This window comes from Paenibacillus sp. JT22N7, from assembly GCF_059383875.1.
This window is the reverse complement of record NZ_JBXENY010000013.1, coordinates 186,557-202,892: the sequence shown is the minus strand read 5'-3', so window position 1 is coordinate 202,892 and position 16,336 is coordinate 186,557. Positions and strand designations below refer to the sequence as shown.

At 49.3% G+C, this 16,336-nt stretch carries 12 protein-coding genes; 5 read left to right on the top strand and 7 right to left on the bottom strand.

Features of this window, described 5'->3' with window-relative positions; all coding sequences use genetic code 11:
• Nucleotides 1-125: 125 nt before the first annotated feature.
• A complete protein-coding gene (gene trxB / locus AC50Y5_RS28885) occupies nt 126-1,070 on the top strand; it encodes a thioredoxin-disulfide reductase (protein WP_056030942.1) in 945 nt (314 codons plus the stop codon).
• A gap of 206 nt (nt 1,071-1,276) precedes the next feature.
• Nucleotides 1,277-3,253, top strand: a complete 1,977-nt coding sequence (locus tag AC50Y5_RS28880) for a glycoside hydrolase family 13 protein (RefSeq protein WP_494864889.1) — start codon at nt 1,277-1,279, stop codon at nt 3,251-3,253.
• 163 nt (nt 3,254-3,416) lie between these two features.
• Here AC50Y5_RS28880 and AC50Y5_RS28875 read toward each other — a convergent pair whose 3' ends face one another.
• The 4 genes from AC50Y5_RS28875 to AC50Y5_RS28860 all read right to left on the bottom strand — a co-directional run bounded on the left by AC50Y5_RS28875 (nt 3,417) and on the right by AC50Y5_RS28860 (nt 8,645).
• Nucleotides 3,417-5,105, bottom strand: a complete 1,689-nt coding sequence (locus AC50Y5_RS28875; RefSeq protein WP_494864853.1) for an alpha-amylase family glycosyl hydrolase — start codon at nt 5,103-5,105, stop codon at nt 3,417-3,419.
• A 4-nt stretch (nt 5,106-5,109) separates the two neighbouring features.
• A complete protein-coding gene (locus tag AC50Y5_RS28870) occupies nt 5,110-5,946 on the bottom strand; it encodes a sugar ABC transporter permease (RefSeq protein WP_494864851.1) in 837 nt (278 codons plus the stop codon).
• The gene (locus AC50Y5_RS28865; RefSeq protein WP_494864849.1) at nt 5,943-7,256 is read right to left on the bottom strand and encodes a carbohydrate ABC transporter permease; all 1,314 of its coding nucleotides are present in this window, start codon (nt 7,254-7,256) and stop codon (nt 5,943-5,945) included. Before AC50Y5_RS28865 ends, AC50Y5_RS28870 begins: the two co-directional genes overlap by 4 nt.
• A 78-nt stretch (nt 7,257-7,334) precedes the next feature.
• A complete protein-coding gene (locus AC50Y5_RS28860) occupies nt 7,335-8,645 on the bottom strand; it encodes a sugar ABC transporter substrate-binding protein (RefSeq protein ID WP_494864847.1) in 1,311 nt (436 codons plus the stop codon).
• Nucleotides 8,646-9,064: 419 nt separating this feature from the next.
• Here AC50Y5_RS28860 and AC50Y5_RS28855 point away from each other — a divergent pair, with 419 nt between their 5' ends.
• Entirely contained in the window at nt 9,065-10,117 is a 1,053-nt protein-coding gene (locus AC50Y5_RS28855) for a LacI family DNA-binding transcriptional regulator (protein WP_494864845.1), read from the top strand.
• A 586-nt stretch (nt 10,118-10,703) separates the two neighbouring features.
• Here the strand turns inward: AC50Y5_RS28855 and AC50Y5_RS28850 are convergent.
• Nucleotides 10,704-11,873 carry a PstS family phosphate ABC transporter substrate-binding protein gene (locus AC50Y5_RS28850; protein WP_494864887.1) on the bottom strand — a complete coding sequence of 390 codons (1,170 nt, stop codon included), beginning with the start codon at nt 11,871-11,873 and terminating at the stop codon, nt 10,704-10,706.
• 185 nt (nt 11,874-12,058) lie between these two features.
• On the opposite strand from AC50Y5_RS28850, the gene AC50Y5_RS28845 reads away from it, so the two are divergent.
• Together AC50Y5_RS28845 and AC50Y5_RS28840 are read left to right on the top strand one after the other, a co-directional pair.
• Nucleotides 12,059-12,670 (top strand): TVP38/TMEM64 family protein, encoded by a 612-nt coding sequence (locus tag AC50Y5_RS28845; RefSeq protein WP_494864843.1) that lies wholly within the window; start codon nt 12,059-12,061, stop codon nt 12,668-12,670.
• A gap of 235 nt (nt 12,671-12,905) precedes the next feature.
• Complete coding sequence (locus AC50Y5_RS28840) at nt 12,906-13,340, top strand: Dps family protein (protein WP_056030961.1); 435 nt, start codon at nt 12,906-12,908, stop codon at nt 13,338-13,340.
• Between the two features lie 153 nt (nt 13,341-13,493).
• Here AC50Y5_RS28840 and AC50Y5_RS28835 read toward each other — a convergent pair whose 3' ends face one another.
• On the bottom strand, nt 13,494-14,123 hold the full coding sequence (locus AC50Y5_RS28835) for a fumarylacetoacetate hydrolase family protein (protein WP_494864885.1): 630 nt from the start codon (nt 14,121-14,123) through the stop codon (nt 13,494-13,496).
• Nucleotides 14,124-14,161: 38 nt separating this feature from the next.
• A complete protein-coding gene (locus tag AC50Y5_RS28830; protein ID WP_494864841.1) occupies nt 14,162-16,159 on the bottom strand; it encodes an ABC-F family ATP-binding cassette domain-containing protein in 1,998 nt (665 codons plus the stop codon).
• Nucleotides 16,160-16,336: the final 177 nt, after the last annotated feature.

Here is a 16,336-nt window from a genome sequence, read left to right as displayed (position 1 = left end):
CGACTTTCCCTTACCATAATACATATAGATGAATTTAAGATGAACATGTTTGACAGTACCCGTTAATTGTAATAATTTTAAACTAGAATTTATGATCAGAAGCTATCGAATGGAGGCAATCATTTATGCATAAAACAATTATTATCGGTACTGGACCTGCGGGACTAACCGCTGCTATTTATTTGGCTCGCGCCAACATGGAGCCGCTCGTTATTGAAGGCTGGCAGCCAGGCGGCCAACTGACGACAACGACCGAAATCGAAAACTTTCCCGGCTTCCCTGACGGCATTCTCGGCAGCGAGCTGATGTCCAATATGCGCAAGCAAGCGCAGCGCTTCGGCGCTACGTTCCGCACAGGCTCTGTAAAAAGCGTTGATTTCAGCAAACGCCCTTATACGCTTGATGTTGAAGGAATCGGCGAGCTGCAAGCTGAATCGGTCATTATTTCAACCGGCGCTTCGGCGAAATATCTCGGCATTCCCGGCGAGCAGGAGAACATTGGACGCGGCGTCAGCACATGCGCAACCTGCGATGGTTTCTTTTTCCGTGGCAAAAAGATTCTCGTTGTCGGCGGCGGCGACTCCGCCATGGAGGAATCGGTGTTCCTGACTCGCTTCGCGTCGGAAGTAACGGTCGTTAACCGCCGCTCCGAGCTGCGCGCTTCGAAAATCATGCAAGACCGCGCTCGCGACAATGACAAAATCTCCTGGAGCCTCGATCGCACCCCGCTCGAGGTAGCAGCCGGAGATACCGGGCTTCAGGGCCTGAAAGTCCGCAACAATGAAACAGGCGAAGAAGAGCTGATTGAGGCAGACGGCGTGTTCATTACGATCGGGCATACGCCGAACACAGGCTTCCTTGGCGGTCAAATCGACACCGATGAGCAAGGCTACATTATTGTGAAGCCCGGAACTTCCGAGACGAACATCCCTGGCGTATTCGCCTGTGGCGATGTACAGGATCGCCAGTATCGCCAAGCGATTACTGCTGCTGGCAGCGGCTGTATGGCGGCGCTCGACGCCGAGCGTTTCCTGGAAGCCCAGGCTCATGCCGCTTCGGTCCATGCTTAAGCTCTTTTTCCCTAAATAAATGATGGCATGATTTCCCTTTTAGATGTATAATCAAAGCTGAAGATAAAGGCAATGCTACCCAACACATTACGATCGAATACGGATCGATTATGGAGAAGGTACAACCTCGCTGAAAAGGTGCGGGTTGTACCTTTTTTGCGTTCTTCTTGCTCGTTTAAGCCATTAAACTTGAGGAGAGTGGAATGATGTTATTGGAAGCTATTTATCATCGACCAAAGCAAAACTGGGCGTATGCCTACGACGGAAAAACGCTGCATATCCGCCTGCGCACCAAAAAAGGCGATATGGACCAAGTCCACGCCATCGTTGGCGACAAATATGCCTGGAAGGAAACCCAGGAACTGATTGAGATGTCGCTGCTATCCTCCGACGCCTTGTTCGACTATTGGGAAGCTGCGGTAATACCGCCTTTTCGCAGGCTGCGATACGCCTTCCAGCTGACTAGCGGCTTGGAGCAGCTTATTTTGACGGAAACAGGCTTTCATGGAGAGATGCCGGAAAACTCGAACAGCTTTTTTGACTATCCGTATATGAACCCTATTGATGTATTTGCCCCTCCTGCATGGGTGAAGGATGCTGTATTTTATCAAATTTTTCCCGAGCGGTTCGCAAACGGCGATGCGACTTTGAATCCTAAAGCGACCGAGGCTTGGGGCGGCGATCCGACGCCACGCAATTTTTTTGGAGGCGATCTTCAGGGGGTCATTGACCATCTGGACTACCTCGGCGAGCTTGGCATAAACGCTATTTATTTCAATCCTTTATTTGAAGCTACGACTAACCATAAATACGATACCGCGGATTATATGAAGGTAGATGCGCATTTCGGTACGAATGAGAAGCTCAAGGAGCTGGTGGACGCCTGCCATCAGCGGGGCATACGCGTGCTGCTTGATGCGGTCTTCAATCATTCCGGAAGAACATTTCCACCGTTCGTGGATGCGCTTGAGCGCGGTGCGGAATCACCTTACGCCGATTGGTTTCATGTGCGGGAATGGCCTTTGCGTGTAGTTGACCGCATACCGACCTACGAGACGTTCGCCTTCGAGCCGCTGATGCCAAAGCTCAATACCGAGCATCCCGATGTTAAGGAATACTTGTTTAAGGCCGCCCGCTACTGGATTGAAGAAATCGGAATCGACGGCTGGCGGCTCGATGTCGCCAATGAAGTGGATCATCAGTTTTGGCGCGAGTTCCGAGCCGTTGTGAAAAAAGCGAATCCCGAAGCCTACATCCTCGGTGAAATTTGGCATGATTCGATTATGTGGCTGCAGGGCGATCAATTCGACGCCGTCATGAATTACCCGTTCACGAATGCTGTACTCGACTTTTTCGCTTATCAGACAATGGATGCTTCCACCTTCGCTAATGCGCTTGGCGCTCAGCTCGCCGCTTATCCGCAGCAGGTAACCGAGACGGCTTTCAATTTGCTAGGCAGCCACGATACGCCACGACTATTGACAGTTTGCGGAGATGAGCTTGGCGCGATGAAGCTGGCCACCCTGTTCAAGCTGACCTATCCCGGCGTCCCGTGCATTTATTATGGCGATGAAATCGGCTTAAATGGCGGCGGCGATCCCGAATGCCGCAAATGCATGGTGTGGGAATCAGAGGGACAGAACGCTGCGCTGCTTGATTTCTTTAAGCAAGCGATCGCTCTGCGGCGCAGCCATGCCGCTCTTCGCGGTGCGGACATTCGCTTCATCCAAGCCGATGAAACAGGGCGCATCATCGTTTATGAGCGCCGTTCAGGCGACGAGCGAATCGTTATCGCGATGAATGCCGGAGCCGAACCGGCTGAGGTTATCATTCGCTTAGACGATAATGCGGTCGAGGAAGCTTCGCGGGAGGTCGCCGCAAGTGCAGACGAAAGCAGCGTAGATCTGAGAGTGGAAAGCACGAGGAGCAGTAAGGCCAGCAGCACGTTAGAAAGCACATCAGTGAACGGAATAACGAGCATAATTGGCGATTTACCTGCAGCAGGAGCCTCAGCAGAAGCAGCAACAGCAACAGCAACAGAAGCCGCCCAAGCGCTAAGCGGGCGTTATGAGTGGGTGTCTCTGCTTCGTCATACCGAACAAACCCGATATGCAGAGTCCAGCAGTATCACACTGCAGCTGCCAGCTTATGGCTATGAGGTGCTGCTGCAACAAAAGCTGTAATAGCAGCAGGCGAATAGCAGCAGGCGTAAGCTTTATTTTTAACCTTAAAAAGGAGAAAGACAGGCAGCAAACTCGCCTGTCTTTCTCCTTTTTCACAGTTTCGCTTCAAGCGCGGTTACGTTTCAAGCAAGGCTGCCTTAAACTCAGCCCCACTCCAGTCGCCTCATTTTACAATAATCACACTGTATGGCGGCAAGCTTATGAGCCCTTCTTGAATCTCCACCTCTTTATGGCTCGCGCGCATCACCTTATCGAATAAGCCGAACGGCTCCTGCTCATGCAGCTCGGCAATCTGCTGCTCATTGGACAAGTTAATAAGCACGAGCACCCGTTCCTTAGCAGTTGCCCTTATATACGAGCTAACCTGCCTCAATGGCGGATCAAGACGATATTCCTCTATGCCGCCGTCCCGCAGAGCCGGCAGCTCATTGCGCCAGCCAATCAGCATTTGATAATGCGCCAGCAGCGATTGTTCGTCGTTGAGCTGCGCTTCCACAGATATTGCATTCGGGTTGGCATTTGAGCTGGAACGTTCCCATGTCGTTTGCCCTTCACCGCCACTTAATGCGGAGTACCAAAGCATCGGCTCGCGAATATGCTCATCTGGCTTCATGCCCTTCATGCCGATTTCTTCCCCATAATAAATGAAGGGATTGCCGGGCAGTGTCAGCAGTAAAGCGGCCGCCGTTTTGGCATGCGCTGCATTTCCGTTCAACAGTGACATCACACGATTTTGATCATGGTTGCTCAGAAAAGGAGCATCAGCAAACGCCCCTCCAGAGGCATCTCCATACAGCTTATAGGCCCGATTCAGGGAAAAAGCAGCATCCGGGTCACTCTCATAACTCGCTGCGCGCAGCAAGCTCCCCGCCAAGTCAAAGTTAAAAGCCGAATCAAATGCCCGATCCAAATAGGGCGCAACAATCGTCACTGAATCCCATACCTCGCCAATGAGAAAGACGCCTGGGTTCACCTTCGCAAGTCCGCTGCGAAATTGCTGCCACCAGCGCTGGTTGTTATTTTTCACAGCATCACGGTTAACCGTCGAAGCAAAATCGCCATAAATATGTTTGGCTGCGTCAAGCCGAAAGCCATCAAGGCCCTGCTCGAGCCAAAACTGCCCAATCTGGATCATCTCGTCCCTTACGGCAGGCTCATCAAAATTCAAATCCGGCATCCCTTCCCAAAAAACACCCAAATAACGGCCGCTCCCGGCAGCGTGCCAAGGATTGCTCCCAACGGCCCCGTCCAACTGCACCCGCTCATCCTGTTCAGCAAAATGATACCAGCTGCGATAAGGGCTTGCAGCATCTGCCACTGCTTCCTTAAACCACGGATGCTCCGTGCTTGTATGATTTACGACCAAATCCATAATGACCTTAATATTTCGCTCATGTGCCTCTTCCAGAAGCTTGTGCAAATCCTCCATCGTCCCATAATCGGGATTTATCGCATAATAGTCTGTCACATCATAGCCATGATAGCTTGGCGAGGGCTGAATGGGCATAAGCCAAATCCCCCCTATGCCAAGCTGCTTCAAATAATCCAGCTTTGCGGTTACACCGTTCAGATCGCCAATGCCGTCGCCATTCGTATCATAGAACGACCGCACGAATATTTCATAATACACAGTGGAGGGCTGTTCATCCACTTCATAGCTGCCTACTTCTGAGCTGGGCGTGGGGCTGGGGCTGTCGCTGTCACTAGAACTAGAACTAGAACTGGGGCTGGAGCTGAAGCCAGAGTCGGAGCTGCAAGCGGCAACGAGCAACAGCAGCGGCAACAGAATAAGAGCAGCTAGACATGCCTCTTTAACGCTGGCGTACTTTCCATCATCGGCTTTAATCCCCATCGCCTTACCCCTTCGAAGCGCCAGATGTGAGTCCCTGCACGAGAAACCGCTGGAGAAAGATGAAGAGCAGCGTAATCGGTATCGCAATCAGCACGGAGCCAGCAGCGAACATCGTGAAATTGCTATTTTGCAGCGAATTGACCAAATCCCACATTCCCACTGCCACTGTCCAGTTTTCCTTCGTACGCAGCACCAGCCTTGCGAAAATAAAGTCGCCCCATACGCCAGTAAACGAGGTCAGCGCCACGTAGGTGAGCATTGGCTTTGACAGCGGCAGCATGATTTTCGCAAATACCTGCAAATGCGATGCTCCATCGATTCTGGCCGCTTCATCCAAGCTGCGGGGAATCGTATCAAAGAAGCCCTTTACAATAAATCCGCCTAGCGCGGCCCCAGCCGAATAGACGAGAATAAGCGCCATATGCGTATCAAGCAAATTTAATTGCAGCAATATAATGTAGATCGCAATGAGACTCATAAAGCTCGGAAACATCCCGAGCACCAGCATAACTGTCAATGCTGTCTTGCGTCCGCGAAAGCGGAAGCGCGATAAGGCGTACATGCTGAGCGTAACGAGTATCGTCGATAAAATCATCGTGACGACGGCAATTTTCAGCGTATTCAAATACCATGTGCCATATAGATAAGCCTTGCTCGTAAACAGCTCCGCATAATGGACAAGCGTAAATTGTCTGGGCCAAAAATGCTCACTGTACAGCGAGCCCCCCGGACGCAGCGAAGACAACACGACCCATAGCGCCGGATAAATTGCGACTGCCGAGATCAACAGCAGCAGCGCATAGCTCAAGGTTAGACGGACGTTATTTTTCCATTTTCTCATTGGATCATATCCTCCTCTTTGAACGATTTCGAGCGTCGGAAATTCCAGATCGAGAAAATAGCTACGATTAAAAAGATAATAATGCCAACGGCGGAAGCCACATTATATTTATTGTTATCGAGCGTCAGCTTATACAGCCAAGTAATCAGCAGATCGGTCGCCCCGGCAAACTGATAATCACCCTTCGCTGGATTGCCTCCCGTCAGGAGGAAAATCACATTAAAGTTATTAATATTGCCTGCAAACTGCATGATCAAAATCGGCATCGTTGAAAACAAAATAAACGGCATCGTAATAATGCGGAATTTTTGCAGCGTCGACGCCCCATCCACATCAGCAGCCTCGTATAAATCACGCGGAATTGATGTCAAAATACCCAGAATAAGCACCATGCTGACAGGTATGCCAATCCACATATTGACGGTAATGACCGTCACCTTGGCCCAGAAAGGATCGGTCAGCCACGGCAGTCCGCCAAGCCCAAAGTAGCCTAAATATTGATTAATCGGCCCGAATTGGCCATTAAACAAATTTTTCATCACCAATAATGAAATGAGCTGCGGAATCGCATACGGAATAATAAAAATCGTGCGCCACAGCTTCCTGAAGCGAATACCTTTCTGCTCGATCAACAGAGCAACGAGAATTCCGCCAAAATAAGTCGTAACCGTCGCCAGCACGGCCCAAATAATCGTCCAGAACAGCACGCCAACAAACGTATGGCTCCATGACTTCATTTTCACAAGATCGACGAACGTCTTGAACCCTACCCAATCGACAAGCTTCGCCGGCGGAATATGATCAGGAGCAGAATAGTTTGTAAAAGCGAGCATGACCGTAAATACGATAGGCATAATCGTGAAAAAAAGCACGCCCAGCGCCGGAAGCGCCAGCATAAAATAAGGAAAATAAAAGGTCGTGGCATGCTCATACGATTGCCTGAACGTGTTTATGGCCTTCTTCTCATCCCGCAGCTTGCCGCTCCGATAAGCATCCGCGATATTCCACACGTACACGCCCAGCAGCACAAATACGAGAAATAAAATAATCAACCCGTCCAATATTAAAAAAATCGAGTGGTCGCCCTTGACCATTTGCGCCACTTTGCCAACCTTTACGAATTTCTGCGTCTTCTCTCCTAATGTAACAAGGCCCCAGATCGCCCCACCGAGTCGTGGAGCAATATAGATGCAGCCCGCCACTTCTATCAGCATAAAAAGAATGCCCTTTAACCACTGCCGGTTATAAATTTGTCCTAAACCTTGCAGCACGATCGATAATAGTACAGCAATTGTGCGATGCTGCTTCATTGCGCTCCGGCCTCCCTCCGACTGAAAATCACCCGCCGCTGCTCCTCCGGCGGGTGAAAACAAGCTGTCGCTATCGTTCTATTGATTGGCAATAGCATCTTTAATTTGCGCTACCGAGTTGTCGAGAGTCGCTTTCACATCTTTTCCCCCGTCCCAAATATCAGCGATGCCTGCTGTAATCGGCCCCCAAACACTTGCCATTTGCGGGATAGCTGGCATTGGTGTAGAATGCGAAAATTGCTCATAAAAGGCTTTCGTAATTTCATCGTTTTGAATTTTAGGATCCTGAACAGCTTCTAAATTTGCCGGAATCGTGCCGTTCATTTCAAAGTTGCGAAGCTGCGACTCTTTCGTAGACAGGAATCGTGCAAACAGCTTCGACGCATTCGGATATTTCGTAAACGCGTTTACATAATAGCCTTGAACGCCAGAGAAAGAGCTCATCGGCTTCCCGTCAATCGATGGCAGCGGCGCTACGCCAAGATCCATTCCGGCCGCCTTGTAATCCGCGAGTGACCATGGTCCATTAATATCCATCGCCAAGGAGCCTTCGATGAACAGTCCCTTTTTAATATCAAATGTAATATCTCCTGTATTGAGCGGCAGCAGGCTTTCTTTCAACGAAGCAAGGAACTTGGCGCCCTCGACAGCCGCCTCATTGTTTAGGCCAATGTCCTCTTTATCTGTATTATTGCTTCCGAACATATATCCCCCCGTAGTAGCAAGGAAAGCATAATCATAATAAAATTGCTGAAGCTCCCACATAATCGTATATTTATTTTTTTTCGGATCATTAAACGTTTTGCTGAAAGCGATGACCTCGTCGAACGTTTTTGGAGGGGTTGAAACGAGCTTTTTGTTGTAAAGCAGCGCATACGTTTCAACGGAACGGGGATAGCCATATAGGATGTCCTCAAAAGTTACCGCGCTTACGGCATTAGGGTCATTCTCGCTTGCCGTTTCTTCTCCGAACCAATCATTCGGCAGCACGAGACCCGCAGAAGCGGCGCGCCCAATCTGATCATGCGGGAATACAACGATGTCCGCTCCCAGCCCTGCCGGCCCATCCGTCGTCAGCTTCGTCACCTGATCGGGATTTTCGACCTCCTCCAGCTTGACTGGAACGCCGTATTGCTCCGTAAATTCTTGCGCCAACTCTTCTACAAAATTGCGCTGAGATTTGCCTTCCCAGATGATGAGACTTGCTCCATCCTCCGGCAGCAGCTCGCCTTCCTCCTCAGTCACCGCATTATTTCCACCAGACTCTGCAGGCGGCGAAGAAGCTTCTGGCGTAATCGCATTATTGCTGCCTTTTCCCGCATTGCCGCATGCCGCCAAAGTAAATACGAGCACACAGACGATTAATACTCCCAACCACTTTTTCATCATTAAAAATCCCCCTCCATAATGTGTTGCCTCTGTTGCACGCCTACCGATACCGATGCTTCAAACGTTTCCTTCTGTTTTGTGCAAACGTTTGTACAAATGATCGTGCGAAAAGTATTCAAGCAGCTTGAAATCAATAAAATAGCTTGAGTCTATTCGATAATTGCGATGTAAGCGCTTGATTAATGAATTCATCATACAATACGGACAAAGGTTTGTTAAAACGTTTGCACAGCTCAAATTGCTGGAATTATCCATTTGTTTCGCTTATTCACTGCATTTTCCTTCCATTTGCTTATAATTTCATCATTTTTCCACTTTTGTGATGCAGGCGTATTTACTTTTCGATAGCGCTTGCATTAACATGTAACTGTAGTGTTCAAACGATTGCATAGTTCAAGTGACAGGAGCCCGATTAAACGATGGTAACGATAAAAGATATTGCAAAAGCGGCAGGAGTGTCTCCTTCGACCGTTTCAAGAGTCGTCTCCAAGCACCCTCGCATCAGTAAAGAAACCGCAGATAAAGTAAAACGCATTATGGCGGAAATGGGCTATCATCCGAATGCAATGGCTAAAAGCCTCGTCTCCAAAACAACGAATACACTGGCTATTATGCTGCCAAGGCCTGCGGAGGAGCTGTTCCAGGACTTTTTCTTCGGGGAGCTGCTGCGGGGCATACTGACCCATTCTACCAGAGCCGGCTATGATATGCTGCTTACCACCGCCACAGGCGAGCATGATGAAATTGAAACGGTATCCCGGCTCGTCCTAGGGCGCCGGGTTGATGGCGTCATTCTTTTATCCGCCCGCGTGAAAGATCCGCTTATTCAATATTTGAATGAGCAGCGATTTCCGAGCGTGCTAATTGGGCGTACAGACGATTCGAATCCGCATATTTTAACGGTTAACAACAATAATGTGCAGGCGGCTTATGATGCGGCCCAGCACTTGATTTTGCAGGGCCATGAGCGAATCGGCTTTGTCAGTGGACCGCGGAATTTGACCGTTTCTTACGACCGAATGGAGGGGTATCGCCAAGCTTTAGCTAACGCTGGGCTGAAGCTGAACTCGGAATGGGTCGTTGAGGGGGAGTTTTTGCAGGAAAGCGGTTTTCGAGCGATGTCTTTTCTGATGGAAATGCCTGATCGCCCTACCGCGCTCATCGTCATTGATGATGTAGTCGCCTTCGGCGTACTGCGTGGACTTACCGAACTGGGCTATTCCGTTCCAGACGATATCTGCATCGTAAGCTTTAACAATATTGCGCTCTCAGAGCTTGCCACGCCTCCGATCAGCTCCACCGATATCGGCACTTATCAGCTTGGCTACACCGCCTCGCAGAAGCTTGTCCGCCTCATTCAAGACGAGCCGATTCACCAGTCCAGCACCATTATTCCGCATCGGTTGATCGTCCGTGAGTCCTCGATGCATGTTCCCGTTAAGAAGGGCGGAATGAAGGATAAAAAAGCATGATGGTTAGAAGGTGGCACTACCTTAAGCTTTCGACAGAAACCAGCTTATTTGAGCATATTTAAGGTTGCAACAGAAGCCAGCTTATTTGAGCATACGTAGTGAAACTTGTTTTTCCAAGATGGTTAATTCCAAAAAAATTAAGCAGGTTTCATTTTGATTTAAGTACTGATAGCCGAGCTTGGGTGCACACTTTATTTTTGAAGGACAGAGATTCCGCTATTATGGCTTTTTATTCGATTTCAGGGTTTAAGCGGACAGGAGATCCGTTATCGCCCTAAAAATCCCGTCAAAATGGGGATGGACAGCGCATTAGCGGCTCCTGTGTCCACGTAATATCCTAAACCCGTGATTCTGTTGAAATAGCGGCTGCTGTGTCCACCAAAGTCTATCTTCCGCAGGGCGGAAGCCACTACAACGAAAATATGAAGCTGCCTTTTCGCACGTAGGATCAAATCCGGATCACATCCATAAGGGGTTTCATTCCTGGTTGATGCGGGAATACGCTTGATGCTAATTCCGATCAGGATCTGGCTCGCTCTTGATCGCATACACGCCCTTGCAATGACCGTTCGTTACAAAATACATATTACGGCTTCAGCGGCGTATACCCCGTTTTCTCAATCAAATATTGCCCCTGCGGCGATAAAATCCAGTCAACAAGCGGCTGTACTTTAGGGTTGTCAGTGCCTGCGGTAATCGCATAAAATGGCGCCGTAAGCGGATATGTACCGTTTCTAATATTCTCGCGGTTCGCTTCCACGCCGTTTATTTTCAACAAATGGATTTGCTGCTCCTGCACCATTTCGGTGGCGTAGAAAAGGAACGAAAAGCCGATCGCATTTTTATAATTGCGGTAGTTTGCGGTTTGTTTAATGATATCACCCATTCCGGAATTTATATCCTCTTTCGCAGGCTCCATCAGCTGCTTATCCTTCATGATTTTTTGCAGCATCGTCTGGCTGCCGCTGTTCTCTGAGCGCTGGAACGGTCGAATTTTCTCATTCGCTCTCCCGACCTGCTTCCAGTTTGTCAGTTCTCCGGCGTAAATGCCTTGAATCTGCTCCAGCGTCAAGTCCTGCACCTCATTGCGGCTGTTTACGAAAAAGATAAATGCCTCATAGCCAATAGGCGTCAGCTTAAGCTCCACACCCGCCGCTTTCGCCTGCGCTTCCTGATCCTTAGACGGTGCAGGTGCAAAAATAAGATCGACATCACCTTCAATTAGACGATTATACGCATCCTCCGTGCCGTTCACCTGAACCTCGCTGTCTTGCTCATAGTAGGAATACTCCTTTTGCTTATATACCGCCTGAACGAATGCCGCATACATCGGATATAGGGCGGTTGAGCCATCCAGATGCGGCAGCTTGCTGCGGATTTTGAGCGTTGCCGGCTCTGGCAGCGATACCGCCTTCGTTCCCTCTCGGAAAGGTTCATAATCTCTCATATTTATCGCCTGATCATCGACGATTTTCAGCTTCTCTACGTATTGTTCATAACGCCAGCCGATGACAAATGAAATTGCAATGATTAGAATAGCTGAACCGCACAATGACCAGAAAACCTTTTCTTTTAGCACATCAATATAAGCTAGAAAATAAAAGATACTTATAAGCGCAGAAGCCGTGATGACTAATACTCCATATATCTTAGAGCCTGTTAAAAAAATGACGACTCCAGAAGTGAGCCAAGTAAAAAAAATAATCGGAAAGCTAATAAGTATCGCAGCTAAAATAATCGTACTCCAATCTCTCACTTTCAACGAATGCTCCCCCTTCTATGCCCCATAGGCTTTTTTTCCTATTTTAGCGAAAGGCCAGCATCCAGCTAGTACCAAGTTTATGTGGTACTGGCATTTCACACTATCCTTTGTTGCACCCGTTACTATGCAAAGGCTAAGATTAAAGAAGTACCGCTAAGGACATGCTAAAGGAGATAGTTATGCTGAAATGGGTTTCCGCCATTATTTATGCTTTACTGCTCGCCACCGTTTTTATATACAAAAACAATCTGCTCGATTGGCTGCAAAATGACACGCCCTCTGTATTTATCGTCTTTCTCGTCGCTCTGTTTCTCGTACTCGTGCCCGTCGTTCCGTTCAAAATTATGATTGCCCTACTCGGTTTTATGTACGGTCCGCTGCTCGGGGCATTGATTAGCTGGCTTGCTGCTTCACTTGCTGCCATCATCATATTTTTGCTGGCTCGCTATCTCTTCCGTGAGCAGGGACAAGCTTTCCTCCATAAATTCAGCCAACTGGACAAGCTTCAGGCCACGATGGAAAAACGGCCGTTTCTGACGATTTTGACAGCACGATTAATTCCGATCATTCCGCATATGGTCGTCAATATTTATCCCGCGGTTACTTCTGTACGGCTGCTTCCTTATGCCGTTGCATCGGCTCTTGGCAAAATCCCGTTTATGCTGCTATTTGCTTATATGGGACAAAATATGTTTAAAGATTGGGCCAGCTTCGCCTTATTCGCGGGCGTATACGCCGCTTTTTTCGCCTTGTCTTATGGCGGATACCGCCTTTGGTTAAAAAGACAATGAAACGCATAAAATAGCCCTGTTTGTTTAGCAGCTTGTTTAAAATAATGCCCGGACGTTTATAGTATGTTATCGGATGAATGCAGTGAGGCGAGCTTGACAAAACGCTTATTATTTGTAATAATTATAAATAAGTAATTATTATAAATTAAACAACAGCCATTCCAGCCGTTGCGTTCTCGCCAAACAAGCTGCTCTTTACGAAACATAAAATCAGGAAACGAAAGGATGAACGATCATGAAAAAAACACATGAGGTCTTAAATAAACAAATCGCTAACTGGAGTGTCCTTTATATTAAATTGCACAACTTCCATTGGTATGTGAAGGGCTCGCAATTTTTCACCCTGCACGTGAAGTTCCAAGAATTTTATGAAGAGGCCGCTTTGAATGTGGATGAGCTGGCTGAGCGCCTGCTTGCACTGGAAGGCAAGCCTGTCGCAACAATGAAAGAATATATGGAGACGGCTTCCATCAAAGATGCTACAGGCAAAGAAACCGCTACTGCTATGGTTGAGTCTCTTATAACGGACTTCTCGACGATTATCGAGGAGCTCAAAGCCGGCATGTCGATTGCGCAAGAAGCGAATGATGAGACGACAGCCGATATGCTGCTTGCGATTCACACCGCGCTTGAGAAACATGTATGGATGCTGAAAGCTTTTAACGCTTAATTCAAAAAAAATCAGGCCGCCTAAACGTATAGGCGAACCACATAATTAGCTGTCACAGCCTCTCCCCCAAGGGCAGGCTGCGACGCAAAAAAACCTTCAAACTCTGCGACCTGCGCGGGTTTGAAGGTTTTTTAGTTGCTTGAATCCGACCGATTATTTGAGCTTAATTGAACAGCTAGCCACTTCTTTGCCTTGCCACAATGCCGAGAGTTTGTCGCCATCCTGCAAGGCCGCAACACCTGCTGGCGTTCCGGTAAAAATAAGATCACCGGGCCCAAGTCCGTAGTTGTCATTAATATGCCGGAGCAGCGTGCCAATATCAAACAGCATATCGGAAGAATTGCCATGCTGTGCTTCTTCATTATTGCGAAGCAGCGCAAAATCATGCGCCTTCAGCGCTTCCGCACCAGGATACGGCAGCCATGCGCCAAGGGGAGCGGAGCCTTTGAAGCCTTTGGCCGGAAGCCATGGCTGGCCTTTGGCCTTGATCTTGCTTTGCACATCGCGAAGCGTCATATCAAGCCCCAGCGCTAAACCGTCGATGCATGCATCAGGTTCCATGCCCGGCTCAAGCGCCCGGCCCACTCGCAGCACCAGCTCCAGCTCGAAATGCACCTCGCCTTGATCGCCCGGCAGCTCCACTACGCTGCCATCCATCGGCACAAGCGCATGAGTCGGCTTTGTAAATACCATTGGCGATTCAGGCACCTCATTGCCCAGCTCTAATGCATGCAAACGATAATTCCGCCCAATACAATAAATGTTGCGTACTTCTGAAAACATCTCCATCTCCCTCTCCCGTTTTATAGGCTCGCTTTTAATTAAACCTTCTTCTGAGCAGCAATTTGCTCCGCAAGCTCGTTAAGCTCAGTCCAGCGCTCCATGAGCTGCTCCAGCTTTTCTTCAAGCTGCTGCTGCTCCTCCGATAGCTGTTGAATCAGCACCGAATCGCTGCCGGATTCCTCCATACGCTGTACAATGTGCGCAAGATCATTTTCAGCCTGCTCAATCCAGCCGTCAATTTGCTCAAAATCCTTTTGATCCTTGTAGGACATTTTGAGCGCACGTTCCTTGCCGCCGCCCGTTCCGGCTTTTGCGTTTGATTCCCCCGCCGCACTCTTGCTTCCAGCAGCGCTCGCCGAGCCTGCCCCAGCAGCAGATTTCGCACTTCCGCCCGCCGAGGCGCCACCTGTTGCTGGCGATGTACCAGCCGCCGCCGAGCCATACTTTTCTACAAACTCCTGATATTCGCTATAGTTGCCTGTATGCTGCGTAATGACGCCATCCTCAAAGGATAAAATTTTATCGACTGTCCGGTCAAGGAAGTAACGATCATGGGATACGACGAATACGACGCCCGGAAAATCATCCAAATAATCTTCCAATACGGCCAAAGTCGCAATGTCCAAATCATTCGTCGGCTCATCGAGAAGGAGCACGTTCGGCGCCTTCATCAGCACGCGAAGCAGTTGGAGACGGCGCTTCTCGCCGCCTGACAGCTTGCTGATCAGGCTCCATTGCATCGCAGGAGGGAACAAAAACCGCTCCAGCATTTGCCCTGCTGAAATGAGCGAGCCATCCGCCGTCTTCACCTGCTCCGCACCTTCGCGGATAAATTCAATGACGCGCAGCGACTCGTCCATCTCTTCATGCTCCTGCGAGAACCAGCCGAGATTAACGGTGAGGCCCAGTTCAACTGTACCTTCATCCGGTTGCAGCCTGCCCTCAATCAGCTTAAGCAGCGTAGATTTGCCGCTGCCATTGCGTCCGATAATGCCTACACGGTCCTCCGGTACGGCAATATAGCTGAAATCGCGAATGAGCGTCCGCTCGCCAAAACGTTTCGTCACCTTTTCAAGCTCGACGATTTTGCGTCCGAGGCGAGTCGAGGCAACCGATACATCCATTTTTCCCGCGCTTTGCTTAGGCGCCTGCGCCTTCAAGTCCTCGAAGCGATCAATTCTCGCCTTCTGCTTTGTCGTTCTCGCCTTGGCTCCGCGCCTAATCCAGGCCAGCTCGCTGCGCAGCAGGTTTTTGCGTTTGCTTTCTGTTGCCGCCTCGCGCTCTTCCCGCTCCAGCTTAAGCTCTAGAAAGCGGCTGTAGTTCGCTTCATAGAAATAAGCACGTCCGCCGTCCAGCTCAATAACCCGATTACTGACCCGATCAAGGAAATAGCGATCATGGGTAATCATAAGCAGTGCGCCTTTGCGCTTTTGCAGCATGCCTTCCAGCCAAGCGACCGAATCATTGTCAATATGGTTCGTCGGCTCGTCCAAAATCAAAATGTCCGAAGGCTGGAGCAAAGCCGCCGCCATCGCTACCCGCTTGCGCTGTCCACCGGAAAACGTCTCGACCTTCTCGTCAAAATGAAGAATGCCAAGCTTAGCGAGCGCAATCTTCGCTTCACTCTCCAGCGTCCAAGCGTCGAATTCATCCATCCGCTGGTTCGCTTTAATCAACCTTTGCTGGAGCGCCTCGTCACTTGGATGAAGCTCCAGTGCTTCAAGCGCCTCCACATGCTCGCGCACAGCACGCTGCTGCGGCGAATCGCCGCCAAGCACATGCTCAAGCGCCGTTTCCCCTAGAGCGAACACCGGGTCCTGTGAAAGCATGCGAATAGTCACCCGGTTCCCAATGGAAATGTTGCCTGCATCGGCTGGCTCAAGCCCGGCAATCACTTTAAGAAACGTCGATTTGCCCGTTCCATTGACGCCGATAATGCCGATTTTGTCGCCATCCTCGAGACCGAAGGTAACGTCCTCGAACAGCATTTTTTCCCCGTAGCTTTTCGTAATATGTTCGACTGATAATAAATGCATCGCAATAACCTACTTTACATCAGAAATAGTTGTTCCAAGCCAGCTTCTCCTACCATATAACACTTGGAGAAGCCGCCCTTTCCAACTATCATATCATAATCCGCGCCCCTCCACCCCGCTTAGCAGCCACCTCAATTAAGTATTGACAAAAATATTTTTATGTGGTATAATATAATA